Source organism: Telluria antibiotica (assembly GCF_011682055.1).
In the GTDB taxonomy this organism is placed as follows: Bacteria; Pseudomonadota; Gammaproteobacteria; order Burkholderiales; family Burkholderiaceae_D; genus Telluria; species Telluria antibiotica.
In genome coordinates this window covers 342,643-356,426 of record NZ_JAAQOM010000002.1, presented here as the reverse complement: position 1 = coordinate 356,426, position 13,784 = coordinate 342,643, and the positions used below count along the sequence as shown (strand labels likewise).

Below are 13,784 nucleotides of genomic sequence, written 5' to 3'. Positions count from 1 at the left end.
GTGCCACGCCGACTGCGGGCCGTGCTGGCGGCGTTCGCGCTGCTGTCGTGCGTGGACGCGGCGCACGCCGCGGTCCAGGACGTGCGCGAGTCCGCCAGCGGGATCGAATACCGTGTGGGCGACACGCGGGTCAAGGTCGATTTCGTCACCGACCGCATCGTGCACGTCACCGCGACGCGCAACGCCGCGTGGTCCGCGTCCGCGCACCTCATGCGTGTACCGGTCGCCGAGCGGCCGGGGCCCGTCACGGCGGGCGACCAGGGCAAGGACCGCGTGCTGCGCTCGGCGCGGGCGAGTGTCGCCGTGAACCGGACGACGGGCGCGCTCGTGTTCCGCGATGCCGCAGGCACCGTCCTGTTGCGCGAGGACGCCGCGGCGCCCCGTGCGTTCGAGCGGGTGGCCGTGTTCAAGTCTGCGCCCGATCCTGCCTCCGTGGCCACCGTCAAGACGGTCGACGGCGACCGCCAGGTGGCCGACCGCTACGTGCGGACGAAGGACCGCGACGCGTGGCAGGCGACGGCGCGCTTCCGCCTCGCCGGCGACGAAGCGCTGTATGGCCTGGGCTTCGACGAGACGTCCGACCTCGACCTGCGCGGCAAGACGAAGCGCCTGTACCAGCACAACCTGCGCATCGTGCTGCCGTTCGTCGTGTCGACGCGCGGCTACGGCGTGCTGTTCGATACGTACAGCGCCATGACGTTCGCGGACGGGAAGACGGGGATGTCCGTCACGAGCGACGTCGTGGACGATCTCGATTACTACGTCATCGTCGGGCCGTCGATGGACGGCGCGATCGAGGGCTACCGCCAGCTGACGGGCGCCGCGACCATGCTGCCGCGCTGGGCGTACGGCTATGTGCAGTCGAAGGAACGCTACAAGACGCAGGACGAAGTCGTCGCCACGGTGAAGGCATTCCGTGAGCGCCGCATCCCGCTCGATCTCATCGTCCAGGACTGGAACTACTGGACGCCGGACCACTGGGGCAGCCCCGTGCCGGACCCTTCTCGCTATCCCGACCTCGGCGCGATGACCCGGGCCGTGCACGACGAGAACGCGCACGTCATGATCTCCATCTGGCCGAACCCGACGCCGCTCGACGCGCCCGGCCGCGAACTGAAGGAGGCGGGCTACCTGAGCGGCGGGACGCCGTACGTCGATTTCTTCCGGCTTGACGCGGCCGACGCCTATTTCCGCAACGTGTGGACTTATCTGGGGCGGCACGGCATCGATGCGTGGTGGTGCGACTCGACCGAGCCGGAAGTCGCCGACTGGACGTGGGATCCACGCCGGACGGCGCACGCCGACGACGTCAACGTCGACGGCCTGGCGCGCGTCATGGATCCGCAATACCTGAATGCGTACGCGCTCGTCGATGCGCAGCATTTCATGCGCAACTGGCGCCGGCAGGTGCCGGACAAGCGCCTCGTGAACCTGACGCGGTCCGCCTATCCCGGCAGCCAGGCGGCGGGTGCCGTCGCATGGACGGGCGACATCTCGGCCACGTGGCCCGTGTTCGCGCAACAGGTCGCGGCCGTGCAGCGCTACAGCGCGTCGGGCAATCCGTACGTCACGTTCGACGTGGGTGCGTTCTTCACGGGGCGCGGCCAGCCCTGGTTCATGGCCGGCGACTTCGACAAGGGCGTGGCGGACCTGGGCTATCGCGAGCTGTACGCCCGCTGGCTGCAGTTCGGCGTGTTCCTGCCCATGTTCCGCAGCCACGGCACTGACACGCCGCGCGAGCCCTGGCACTTCGGCGCGCCGGGCACGCCGTTCTACGACGCGATCGTGGACGCGATCCAGTTGCGCTACCGCCTGCTGCCGGCGATCTATTCGCAGGCCGGCCTCGTGCACCTGCGCGGCGCGTCGTTCATCCGGCCGGTGGCGTTCGCGTTCCCGGACGATCCGCATACGCACGACCTCAAGTCGCAGATGCTGTTCGGCGAGGGGCTCATGGTCAGTCCCGTCACGACGCCGATGTATTACGGGCCCGGCTCCACGCCGATCGAGGCCGCGGCGCGCACGCGCGACGTCTACCTGCCGGCGGGCACGTGGTTCGACTTCTGGACGGGAGAGCGCCTGGCCGGCGGCCGCACCATCGCCACGGCCGCGCCGCTCGCCCGCATCCCGCTGCACGTGCGGGCCGGCAGCATCGTCCCGCTGGGCCCCGTCGTGCAGTACGCATCGGAACCGACGGACGTGCCGCTCGAACTGCGCATCTATCCCGGCGCCGACGGCACCTATACGTTGTACGAGGACGCGGGCGAGGGCTGGGGCTACGAACGGGGCGAATACGCGCTCACCGACATGCGCTGGGACGACGCGGCGCACAAGCTCACGATCGCCGGACGGCGCGGCACGTTCCCCGGCATGCGGGCGCAGCGCCGATTCCGGGTCGTCGTCGTCGGACGGGAAGACAAGGCCGTCGATGTCGTCTACGATGGCCGGGCCATGACCATCCAACCTTGAACCACTCAGGAACCGAACCATGAAGATTCGCTTCGCTTCGACCTTGGCCGCCGCCGTCCTGTGCGCGCTGGGCGCGGGCGCGCACGCGCAGGACGCCGAGGTCAATGCGGACAAGGCGCGCGCCAACTTCGCCCGTCCCATCGTGCTCGCCGCCGACGACGTGCGCGCGTATCCGAAGCCGCCGGCCGGCTTCGCCGACGCGCAGCCGGGCAGCGCGCACGGCACGGTGGAACCGTTCACGTACGCATCCATCGTCACGGGCACGCGGCGCGCTGCCAACGTGTGGCTGCCGCCCGGCTACGACAAGGCGCGCCGCTATCCGGTGCTGTACCTGTTGCACGGCATCGGCGGCAACCAGGACGAGTGGCGCGGGTACGTGCGCTCGAGCGAGGTCCTCGACAACCTCATGGCCGCGGGCAAGGTCGTGCCGATGATCGTCGTGATGCCGAACGGCCGCGCGCTGGCGGACGACCGTGCGCCGCCGCAGGACAAGGTCTTCACGCAGGAGAACGCGGCCGGCTTCGCGCGCTTCGAGCGCGACCTGCTGGAATCGCTGATTCCCGCCGTCGACGCCGCGTATCCGACGCAGGCGGACGGCGCGCACCGCGCGATCGGCGGCCTGTCGATGGGCGGCGGGCAGTCATTGAACTTCGGCCTGGCGCATCCCGAGGCGTTCGCCTGGGTCGCGGGGTTCTCGCCGGCGCCGAACACGGACGATCCGGCCAGGCTGGCCGGTGCGGCGGTGAAGTCGGGCAGCCGGCTGAAGCTCGTGTATCTGTCGTGCGGCAACCGCGACGGGTTGATCAACGTCGCGCAGGGCGTCCACCGCAAGCTGCGGGAGCAGGGGGTGGCCCACAAGTGGAACGTGGACGAGTATGGCCACGACCGCGACAGCTGGGCGGAGAACCTGTACCACTACGCCCAGCAGCTGTTCCGTTGAGGACTCAGGCGCCGCGCAGGTAGTTCGCGGCGCTCCACAGGCAACCCAGCCCGATGGCGCCGAATACGGCGATGCCGAAGCAGGCCACGTAGAACAGGCCGTCGTGCGGCATCTCCGCCACGTGGAGGCCCGCGCCCCAGACGGCCCAGGCGCACACGCCGCCGATGGCGGCATTTTTCACGCACGCGCCGAACGTGCCTTGCGCGCGCGCGGGCTTGCGCGGCGCCGCGCGCGTGCGCGTGGCTGCACCCGGTGCAGCGGCCGATGCTGCCGCGCGGGGCTTGCGCGCCGGCGCCATGCTCGTCACCGGCCGCCCATCGCGCGGGGTGTCGTTGTTGGCCAGCGCGCGCAGGCCCAGGTCCCACGCGCGGTTCCACTCCGCCTCCGCGATCGTCGCCTTGCGCGCGGCGAGGCCCGCGGCATCGTCCGTCAGCAGGTCGGCAATCAGCGGCCAGAGGTTGCCCCAGCGGCCTTCGTCGCCGGGGCCCGGCCGCAGGTCGGGTGCGACGCCGTTATCGCGGTCGAGGTACGAGTTTGCCGACAGCAGACGGGTGCCGTCGCGCCAGCCGTGCGCCAGCGCGAGCGCTGGATCGAATTTGAGGAGCACGACGCAATCCAGTTCGTCCGTGTACGACGCGACGATCGCGTTGGCCGCATCGACGACCACGGCGGCCCGGCTGTCGCCGCGCGCCAGCGTGTCGCCGATGTTGCTCAGCCAGCGCACGCGGACGTCTTCCCGGGACCATTGTGCAGTGTCGAACAACTGGGGCTGGACCTTGCGCAACCGGTCGTCCGACAAGGCCAGCAATGCCGCATTGCCGGCGTGGGCGTGCAGCTTCGGGACGACCAGTTGCGCGGAAGCCGTCACGGGCACGGTGGGCGGCGGTGGCGCCGTGCGCAGCAGATGCGCGCCCGGCACGACGTCGACCCGGCCAGCGCCATCGACAGAATACGTCAGGCCGGAGAGGGCAGCGTCACCCGCTTCTGCCCACGTCTCGGCCGCGAGGTCGCACATCATCGCGGCGACGAAGTCGTCATGGGCGCTGCAGAACATGCAGAAGTTCGCATGCGGCACGGCGACCCGCACCGGCCCCTTGAGGTGCGCCGCGAGCGCTTCCCAGATGGGTTGCAGCAGCAGGCAGGACGCCGCCAGGCCATCGCCCAGCTCGACGTACGAGAAGAAACGTGCGCCGACCGTACCGCCTTCGGGGGCCTGGATCGCCATCTGCTTGAAGGTGATGCGCGAGTGCACCCAGTTATACAGGTTCCACACCGCGAGTGCGTACAGCCTGTCCATGTCCATCATCGTCGCGCGCAGCACGGACTGGCGCAGGAGCACGCCGTCCGTCACCGTCCGGAAGACGATCTCGAGGTCGCCGGCGAATGCCTGCACGACGGCGGGATCCGCGTCCGGCGCCTGCACCGCCGCGCGCCGCAGGATCGGGAAGACGGCGCCCAGCTGGTCCGCGCTCAGCGGCGCAGCCGGTGGCGGGGAGGGCGCAGCGGCGGCCGGGGTGGACTCCGCTTCGATCGCGCACACGCAGCCGCAACCTTCCAGCGCGCGTGCGTAGCGCTCGGCCGCTTCCCGCGTCAGCCCCCGTTTGACGACGACCGGCTTGCTGCCGAGCAGGGGCGCGATCTCCTCCTTGCTGCGCTTGAACAGCGCGGCCAGCTGGTCGGCTGCCAGCCCGGCCGCGTAGCCGGGCCGCAGTCCCTGTGTCGTGACGCGAAACGTGGGAGAGGTCATCGCGAACCTGTCGTCTTATGAAAGAGGCTCTATTCTTGCACAGAAAACGTTGCAGCCGTGCAATAAAAAACGACGTCCCACGCCCGTGTCAGCGCCCGTCCTCCTCGACGATGACGAGATCCCATGGCGCCAGGCTGACCGTCTCGCCCCCCTTCACGCCACGGCCCGTCAGCAGGTCCGTCCCCGCGTTGTGGCCGTACGCGAACGTGACCGGGGCGCCCGAGTAGTTGAAGTAGTAGCGGATCGTCTTGCCGAAGCGATTCACGCCCGTGCGCGCCTGGATGTGCGCCGGCAGTTGCTGGTCGGTGCCGATCAGGCCCCGTTCCTGCAACACGGTGCGCAATACGGCCTTCTGCAGCTTGTCCGACAAATACGTGCCTTCATAGACGGCCTTGCCCGCGCCGTACTGGTTCGCCGTGATGGCGGGCCAGCGGCCGAAGAACGGGTGGTCGTACCATGCGAGCGCCTGCGCCGTGTCCAGCTGCAGGAACTCGGCCCAGTGCTTCACCTTGTTGTCGTCGCCCACCTGGTACGGATCGCCCTTAAGCGCGAGGGGCTGCGCCAGGTTCGAGAATTCCTGGTAGTGGAAGCCGAGGGCGGCGCGCAGCGGGCCCGGCGCCATCGTCCAGCGCACGGCCGCGTTCTCGTTCGCGAAGCCGCTCTTGAACGTCACCACGACGTGGCCGCCCTTGCGCACGTAGTCGGCGATGCGCGCGAGGAGGGCGTCGTCGGCGATGTACAGCGTGGGCACGATCAGCACCTTGTACGCGGACAGGTCCTGCGTGTCCGGGAACACGAAGTCCGTGCCGACGTTCAGGTCGTACAGCGCGCGGTGGATCTGGCGCACTTCCGAGGCGTAGTCGGCGTTGGTCCCGGCCGAGCCCCATTGCGTCTGCTTCGCGAACGGCATGTCGCCCACGGCGTTCAGCGAGTCGCGGCTCCACAGGATTGCCACGTCGTTATGGATGCGCAGGTCGACGAGATGCTGGCCGATCTTCTGGAGCTCCTTGCCCGTGCGGCTCATTTCGGCATAGGCGCGGTTCGGCTCCAGGTCGTGCGACAGCACGCCTTTCCAATACGTCTCCTGGTTGCCGTGGATCGACGCCCAGTGCCAATATTCCACCATGTTGGCGCCGTTCGACAAATGCGTGTAGACGTCCTCGCGGAACTGGCCGTCGTACGGCGGATACTGGAACGAGGAGCTCCAGTCCGTCGTCTGCGCATTCGTTTCCGTGACGAGGAAGTTGCCGCGCTTGAGCGACCGCGTGAAATCGCCGTCCAGCTTCTGCGCGGCGCCGTCGTACTGGTCCTGCGTGCCCCAGTGGTAGATGTTCACGCCGGCGACGTCGAGCCCGCGCGCGACGGCGCCCTCGTCGACGTCCCCGTGCAGCGAGCCAGCGAAATCGTGCGTGACGAACTGGCGCGGTCCCGCGTTTTCACGGATGAGCTGCGCCTGCCAGTGCAGGAAGTCCGTCACGCGCATCTGGCCCCAGCGCGACCACTCCAGCTTGTAGCCCGTGCTCTGGGCGCCGTCCGGACGGGGCAGGTCTTCCCAGGTGTGGAGGTTCTGGCCCCAGTAGTTCAGGAACCAGGCCTGGCTGAGCTTCTCCGGCGTGCCGAATTTCTTTTCCAGGTAGTGCTGGAAGCGCACGAAGACGTCGTCGTTGGCGGCGCCATAGGTGGCCGTCTCGTTGTCGACCTGCCAGCCGATGACGTTCGGGTTGTCCTTGTAGTGCGCGGCGATGCGGCGGATCAGGCGTTCCGCGTAGAAGCGGTAGGCCGGCGCGTCCGTGTTCATGTTCTGGCGCATGCCGTACGTGTTCTTCGCGCCGTTGAATTTCGTGGCGAGGATCTCGGGGTGCTGGTGCGCCATCCACGCGGGAATCGAATAGGTGGGCGTGCCCATGATGACCTTGATGCCCGCCTTGCCCATGGCGTCGACGACGCGGTCCATCCACGCATACTCGAAGCGGCCGTCTTCCGGCTCCCACAGGCTCCACGTCGATTCGCCCAGGCGCACGACGTTGAAGCCGGCCGCCTTGATCATCTGGACGTCCTTGTCCAGCCGCTCGTACGGCATGTACTCGTGGTAGTAGGCCGCACCGTAGAGGACGGTCGGGAATTCGGCCTGCGCCGGCGCGGCGGCCGCCCACGCCGGCGCGCACGCCGCGGCGATGCACGCGGCCGCGTAGGGGAGGAGTCTCCGTGTGAACATTCGGTGCCTTTCTTCTGGGTATGGTTCGGGACAGTAAGCCATTGTGAACAAGAATGGCAAGCGGGAGCAATTACGAAAAACACCGTCGGCGCCAACGATTTGTCCCAAGTGCGCCGCTGCGTAATTTCATGTTCCATCCTGGCGATTTTCACAATTGCCGCGTCGCAGCGTGGATAACACAATGGCGTCCATCTGCTGACGTCGACGACGTGCGGCGCGAGGGGCGGGCGATCCGCTCCATGCAACACCCAATCCCACGACGGGATGCCGGACCGGCGGGTCCGGCATCCCGGGTTACCGAGTAGTCTCCTACCGCCTGGCATGGTAGGTTTTTCGGGGCGGCTGCGGCCGCCCCTTTTTTTCGACATCGCGGACGGGCGCGGTTATGATCCTCGTAGCATCCCGCGCGGGGTGCATGGAGACATCAACCGGTTGTATGACAATGCAAGAGTTTTATAAGAAGTCCCTGCTCATCCTGATTGCGGTCCTGCTCGTGGACGGACTGCTGGCCGCGCTGTTCGTGTTGCTGAGCCAGCCGACGTACACGCTGTCGTCGAACGCGCACAGCGGCGTGCGGTGGGAGCGCTCCACGATGACCGACGCCGTCATGAAGGGGACGTCGACCATCCGCCTGCTCGACGCGCCGCCGGATGCGGTGGCGTTCGACTACAAGTTGACGCGGGTGGGGCCCTATCCGTTCGCCGGCGCTCACCTCGTGGCCAAGGACGCGCAGGGCAAGCCGGCCCACGGCGACCTGCGCCGCTACGATACGATCACCTTCGTCGCGCGCTGCAAGCCCGCCTATCCGATGTTGCTGGGCGTGTCGACGTTCGACGAGAAGATTTCGACGCGGGGCAACTTCATCACCTACCGCTCGCCCGAGACGTTCTTTTCTTGCAACCAGCACGGCGTTCCCGTCTCCCTCGACTTGCGACGGATGACGATCCCGGCGTGGTGGTTGTACATGATGCATCTGAACCTGTCGTCGCAGGATTATTATCTTGACAAGGTAACGCAGTTTTCGTTCGGATCCACGTCGCAGGCCGCATTCGACGTCGATGCGCACGTGGAAATCAGCAATATCGTTTTACGCGGCCACGATTACCGTTATCTCGTCGCGTTGGCGATCGTCGTCACGGGCAGCCTGATCGTATTTACCATGTGGTTTTTCCGGACGCATGCGCGCACATTGCGCGCCAGCCTGAATTCCAAGCTTAAAAAGGATTTGCCGCTCGTCGCCTATCGCCAATTGACGCTGGCGCCGTATCCGGACGAAGAAAAGGCGTCCGTGCTGAAATTCATTGCGACGAATTACACGAATACGGAACTGGACCTGGACGGGGTCGTGGCCGGGACCGGCGCGAACCGGAATAAAGTGAACGAGGTCCTGAAGACGGAGCTCGGCATGACGTTCACCGGTTATGTGAATAAATTGCGCCTGACGGAGGCCGCGCGGCTGCTGACCGAGAAAAGCGCGGCGACCGTGGCCGAGATTGCCTATTCGGTCGGTTATGCCAACGTGTCGTATTTCAACAAGCTGTTCAAGGAGGAATACGGCTGCACGCCGAAGGCATTCCGCACCTTGGCGGCCCAGCAGTCCGTCCCGGCCGAACCCGACGCGGATACAACGTCCCCGCCGGGAATGGTGGGAAGCGGCTGATCCTGCCTTGCACTCCCTGCAAAACTGATCGCAATTTCTGCACGGTGATAGAAATCCCGGTACGTACGTTAGAGCGTTCCGGGGTGGCGGCCTATTCTTGAGCTGAAGGGGGCCGCCGCCGGTGCCCCCGTCACGCTACGAGGAACCGATTTCATGACCGTGCCTGTCCCGTGCTTTTCCACTTCCAGTCGCGCGCTCGCAATGAGCGCAATGGCCTTGCCGCTGGAATATCCCGCACCCTCCAACGTTGAATCCCGCTACCGCTCCGCCGCGCATGCCGCGCGCGCTGCGCAAGCGGATTAATTAATGGCTTATGTAAACCGGCGCGCCGCTTTCGCCAATATTGCGGCGCCGTTGACCGGTTTTGTTGACTAAATACCCGCGGCGGGCCGGTTTGCCCGTTAATGCCCGTTAATAAAACTAAAAAAGTATCACAAGGAGACGACAAATGAATTTGGAACAAAAACGCCAGCAGTTGTGCAGCACGCCCATTCCGATGACGGTGGACCGGTAGGCGGAGGCGCGGCATGAAGACGACGAAAGCTTATCGGATCGCATTGCTTTTCAACGGCAACAAGACGTTCGATCGCGAAGTCATTTCCGGAATTGCGGCCCACTTGGGCGGAACGCGAGTGGCGTGGGACTTATTTCTCGAAGAAGATTTCCGCTTGCGGTTATCCGGCATGGACCGCTGGCAGGGCGATGGCGTGATCGCCGATTTCGACGACCCGGCCGTCGCCAAGGCGTTGACGGGCTGCACCGTGCCCGTCGTGGCGGTGGGTGGTTCGTATGCGAGCGAGTCCGCGTATCCTGCCGGTGTGCCCTACGTCGCGACCGACAATCACAAGCTCGTCAAGCTGGCGCGCGACCACCTGATCGACGTGGGCCTGCAGCGCTTTGCCATGTTCAGCCTGCCCGAGGCGCAGGAATGCCGCTGGGCGCAGGAGCGCGAACGGGCGTTCCGTGCGCTGATGGAAGACGACCGCATGGAGCCGGAGATCTTCCGCGGCTGCGAGACGAACGCGGCGTCGTGGGACGCGGCCGTCCAGGGCCAGATCGAGTGGCTGCGCAGCCTCCCGAAGCCCGTCGGCGTCATCGCCGTCACGGATGCGCGCGCGCGCCAGCTGCTGCAGGCCTGCGCCATCGCCGGCATCTCGGTGCCCGAGCAGGTCGCGCTGATCGGCATCGACAACGACCCCCTTGTGCGCATGCTGACCCGCATCCCCCTGAGTTCCGTGATCCAGGGCGCGCACGAGATGGGCCGCACGGCGGCGCACCTGCTGGAGCAGATGCTGCACGGCGTGCGCCTGGCGAATACCCGCATCCTCGTGCCGCCGGCCGGCATCAACGTGCTCGCGTCGAGCCGTTACCAGGCCGTCAAGCATCCGCACGTGATGCGTGCATGTCATTACATCCGCCAATATGCGTGCCAGGGCATCAAGACGCACCAGGTGGCCGAGTACGTGGGCGTGTCGCGCTCGTCGCTGGAAGTGTATTTCCGCCAGGAGCTGGGCTGCAGCGTGCACGACATGATCCTGCGCGCGAAGCTGGATGCGGCCAAGGCCGGGCTCGAAAGCGGCGAACGCAGCATCGCGGACGTGGCGCTGGGCTGTGGCTTCACGTCCACGCAGTACATGCATCTCGTGTTCAAGCGCGAGCTGGGCTGCACGCCCCGCGCGTGGCGCGACCGGGCGCTGGGCGAACGGCCGACATTGTCGGCCGCGTAGACGGGCAGCGAAGGGGCATCGGCGAGAATCGTTCGCCCCATTGGTGATTTTCGTAATTGAAACGCCGTGCCCGCGCCCGGAGAATGGCTTCATATCGGAAATCAGGAAGCCAGATGTAATGACGATCCATCTCATTCCGGGCGCCCCGGCCGGGTTGGCCGGCGAGCGCTCGTTCACGCTCGAGAATGCGGTCGGCATGACCGTGACCATCGGCGAGCGGGGCGCGCAAGTGCGTGCCTGGCACGCGCCCGACCGCTACGGCCGCATGGCCGACGTGCTGCGCCCCGGCGTGCCCACCGTGCAGGGCGGCCGCGCGGCGCGCTGGGAAGGCCGCCAGGCCGATGGCGTCGTCTCGCTGGCGCTGACGTCCGGCGGCGACGGGGCCGGCATGCTCGTGCACTACCGCCTCGACGACGAGGGCGGGCTCACGATCGAATACCAGGCCGTCGCCGGCGTGCCGATCCCGCTCGCGGCGCTGACGGCGCCGTGCTTCAACCTGAACGGTGGCCAGGCCGACGTGGGCGACCACATGGTGCAGATCGACGCCGACTATTTCGAGGAAACGGGCATCGGCGGCGAGCCGGCCGGTGTCGCAGCCGTCGGTGGCACGCCGTTCGATTTCCGCCAGCCTGCCGCCATCGGCCCGCGCCTGCGCTGGACCGACACGCAACTGCACCGCAGCGGCGGATTCGACCACTGCTTCTGCGTCCGCAACCATTTCGCGGGCGGGCAGGGCGCCGTGCGCGAAGTGGCGCGCGTCGTCGACCCGGCGTCGGGCCGGCGCCTGCAGATCTACACGACGGAGTCCGCGGTGCGCTTTTCCAGCGGCCCGAATGCGGCAGGCGTCCCGCGCAGCCCGCCGGCCGCCGCGCTCGCGCGCATGGAAGGCTTCCGCGTCGAATCGCTCGCGCGTCCCGGCCTGATGAGCGCCGCCTGGCCCCGCGTCATGCTCCACCCCGGCCAGGTGTACCGCCAGACGACCGTCTACCGGCTCTCGCTGGAGGGCTAGCCCAGCTGGAGCCGTCGGCCGGCGGTGGCGGTCCGGCGGCCGGTCGGGACCCGCGGCCCGAAAAATGGTAAAGTGCGGCCCCGGCATGTGCCGGCACACCGTCATCCAATGAATCGCATGAGAGACTTCGCGACCGCACCGCCGTCGTTCGACGCCGCCTTCCTGAACGATCCTTACCCCGTCTACCGCCAGTTGCGCGCGGCGGGACCCGTGCTGTGGCGCGACGACGTGTTCCAGGGTGCGTGGGTGCTGACGCGCCACGCCGACGTGGAGCTGGCGCTGCGCGATCCGCGCCTGTCGTCGGCGCGCACGGGCGGCTGGGTCAAGCGCATCCCCGGCGTCGACGCCAGCCTGCGGGGGCGGCGCGCGCAGGCCGGGCTGGACGCGTTCCAGCGCCTGTTCGGCAGCGCCATGGTGTTCCTCGACGGTGACGACCACCTGCGCGTGCGCAAGGCGATGGCGGCCGGGTTCCATCCGACGCTCGTGCGCACGTTGCGCGCCGACGTCGAGCGCCTGACGGACGAGCTGCTGGACGGACTCGATGCGCATGCCGGCTTCGACTTCATCGCGCACGTCGCGCGCCCGCTGCCGTCGCGCGTCATCGGCCTGATGCTGGGCGTCGACCGCAAGGACGAGGCGCAGTTCATGGCATGGTCGGACGACCTGGCCGCGTTCATCGGCGCGCTGCAGCCGACGGCCGACCAGCTGCGCGCCGCGCAGCGCAGCCTGTTGCAGATGGTGCGCTATTTCGATGCGTTGCTGCCGGCGCGGCGGCGCGAGCCCGGCTCGGACCTCGTCAGCCGGCTCGCGCAGGCCGAGGCGGCGGGCGAGCTGCGCGCGGACGGCGAACTGCTGGCCCAATGCGCGATGCTGCTGTTCGCGGGCCACGAGACGACGCGCAACCTGCTCGGCAACGGCCTGACCACGCTGCTCGCGCACCCGCACGCGTGGGCGCGCCTGTGCGCGGACGCGGACGGCGTGCCGCTGGCCGTGCGCGAACTGCTGCGCTACGACAGCCCCGTGCAGTACACGGGCCGGCGCGTGGCGGCGGAGTTCACGTTGCACGGCACCCGGCTGCGCCGGGGCGATCTCGTCGTCGCGATGATCGGCGCCGCCAACCGCGACCCGGACCGCTTCGACGATCCGGACACGTTCGACATCGCGCGCCGCGCGGGCAGCCACCTGTCGTTCGGCAGCGGTCCGCACGTGTGCATCGGTGCCGGGCTGGCGCTGCTCGAGGCAGACGTCGTGCTGCGCGCCGTGCTGCGGCGCTGGCCCGGCCTGCGCCTGGCCGAGTCAAGCCTGCGCTGGAACGGCATCGCGGGCCTGCGCGGCCTGGCGGCGCTGCCAGTCACTGCTTCGTGAGGCGCTCGACGGCGTCGTAGTTGGTGCCGTTGGCCTTCACTTCGTACAAGTCGGTGCCCTGGACGACGAGGCCGTCGAACGGTGCCGCCTCGGCCACGTACAAGCGGTCGGGCACGCACACGGAACCGCCCGCGTAGTCGATGCACCAGTTGGCCTGGCCGTCGATGGTCTTGTGCGTGACGAAGGTGCCGACGAGCGTGACGGTGCGGTCGGGCAGCTGGGCCACCATCTTGTCGATCGTCGCCGGCAGCAGCGCGAGGCCGGGCCCCGGATTGATGGACGAGGTGACGGTGCCGACATAGGTCGCCGTCGCGTCGGCGCTCCACGTCTGCGTGGCGATCGCGTCGCCCGTGCACGTCGTGGTGGCATAGTAGGTGCGCGTGACGCCGATCGTCAGCGCATTGTTCGTCCCGGCCGCGCGCTTGATCGAGACGGCGTCGATCGCGTGCGACGCGCAGGCGGACGTCCACGTGCCCGCGTACACGTCGAGGTTGCCGGCCGTCGTCGTCGGCGAGGGTGGGCTCGATGACGACCCGGCATTGCCGCCGCCGCCCCCGCAGGCGGCCAGCAGCAGCGCCAGCGCGGCGGTGCATATCATGTTGCGCATACTCATCTCCCGTTTCGGCTCGTCGATTCGCCGTTCAGGGATGCATGA

9 protein-coding genes are annotated in these 13,784 nt (G+C 67.9%); 6 read left to right on the top strand and 3 right to left on the bottom strand.

Features of this window, described 5'->3' with window-relative positions:
- Window positions 1–2,466 (top strand): glycoside hydrolase family 31 protein, encoded by a 2,466-nt coding sequence (locus HAV22_RS04500; RefSeq protein ID WP_166856919.1) that lies wholly within the window; start codon window positions 1–3, stop codon window positions 2,464–2,466.
- A gap of 19 nt (window positions 2,467–2,485) precedes the next feature.
- Window positions 2,486–3,406, top strand: a complete 921-nt coding sequence (locus tag HAV22_RS04495; protein ID WP_166856916.1) for an alpha/beta hydrolase — start codon at window positions 2,486–2,488, stop codon at window positions 3,404–3,406.
- A gap of 4 nt (window positions 3,407–3,410) precedes the next feature.
- Here the strand turns inward: HAV22_RS04495 and HAV22_RS04490 are convergent, their stop codons facing one another.
- A complete protein-coding gene (locus HAV22_RS04490) occupies window positions 3,411–5,153 on the bottom strand; it encodes a DUF1444 domain-containing protein (RefSeq protein ID WP_166856913.1) in 1,743 nt (580 codons plus the stop codon).
- 88 nt (window positions 5,154–5,241) lie between these two features.
- Window positions 5,242–7,368, bottom strand: coding sequence for a beta-galactosidase (locus tag HAV22_RS04485; protein ID WP_166856911.1), 2,127 nt, complete (start codon window positions 7,366–7,368; stop codon window positions 5,242–5,244).
- A 436-nt stretch (window positions 7,369–7,804) separates the two neighbouring features.
- On the opposite strand from HAV22_RS04485, the gene HAV22_RS04480 reads away from it, so the two are divergent.
- From HAV22_RS04480 to HAV22_RS04465, 4 genes are all read left to right on the top strand, one after another.
- Complete coding sequence (locus HAV22_RS04480; RefSeq protein WP_208296054.1) at window positions 7,805–9,028, top strand: helix-turn-helix domain-containing protein; 1,224 nt, start codon at window positions 7,805–7,807, stop codon at window positions 9,026–9,028.
- A gap of 527 nt (window positions 9,029–9,555) precedes the next feature.
- Window positions 9,556–10,755, top strand: coding sequence for a XylR family transcriptional regulator (locus HAV22_RS04475; RefSeq protein WP_166856907.1), 1,200 nt, complete (start codon window positions 9,556–9,558; stop codon window positions 10,753–10,755).
- A gap of 118 nt (window positions 10,756–10,873) precedes the next feature.
- Window positions 10,874–11,764, top strand: a complete 891-nt coding sequence (locus HAV22_RS04470) for an aldose epimerase family protein (protein ID WP_166856905.1) — start codon at window positions 10,874–10,876, stop codon at window positions 11,762–11,764.
- Window positions 11,765–11,881: 117 nt separating this feature from the next.
- On the top strand, window positions 11,882–13,129 hold the full coding sequence (locus HAV22_RS04465; protein ID WP_229421065.1) for a cytochrome P450: 1,248 nt from the start codon (window positions 11,882–11,884) through the stop codon (window positions 13,127–13,129).
- On the opposite strand, the gene HAV22_RS04460 is transcribed toward HAV22_RS04465, so the two are convergent.
- Window positions 13,116–13,736, bottom strand: coding sequence for a hypothetical protein (locus HAV22_RS04460; RefSeq protein WP_166856402.1), 621 nt, complete (start codon window positions 13,734–13,736; stop codon window positions 13,116–13,118). The genes HAV22_RS04465 and HAV22_RS04460 overlap by 14 nt on opposite strands.
- Window positions 13,737–13,784 lie beyond the last annotated feature (48 nt).

Excerpts from the sequence above, each read along its gene's own strand:
- HAV22_RS04495 (WP_166856916.1), top strand. The coding sequence starts at position 2,486 with ATGAAGATTCGCTTCGCTTCGACCTTGGCCGCCGCCGTCCTGTGCGCG.
- HAV22_RS04490 (WP_166856913.1), bottom strand. The coding sequence starts at position 5,153 with ATGACCTCTCCCACGTTTCGCGTCACGACACAGGGACTGCGGCCCGGC.
- HAV22_RS04485 (WP_166856911.1), bottom strand. The coding sequence starts at position 7,368 with ATGTTCACACGGAGACTCCTCCCCTACGCGGCCGCGTGCATCGCCGCG.
- HAV22_RS04480 (WP_208296054.1), top strand. The coding sequence starts at position 7,805 with ATGACAATGCAAGAGTTTTATAAGAAGTCCCTGCTCATCCTGATTGCG.
- HAV22_RS04475 (WP_166856907.1), top strand. The coding sequence starts at position 9,556 with ATGAAGACGACGAAAGCTTATCGGATCGCATTGCTTTTCAACGGCAAC.
- HAV22_RS04470 (WP_166856905.1), top strand. The coding sequence starts at position 10,874 with ATGACGATCCATCTCATTCCGGGCGCCCCGGCCGGGTTGGCCGGCGAG.
- HAV22_RS04465 (WP_229421065.1), top strand. The coding sequence starts at position 11,882 with ATGAGAGACTTCGCGACCGCACCGCCGTCGTTCGACGCCGCCTTCCTG.
- HAV22_RS04460 (WP_166856402.1), bottom strand. The coding sequence starts at position 13,736 with ATGCGCAACATGATATGCACCGCCGCGCTGGCGCTGCTGCTGGCCGCC.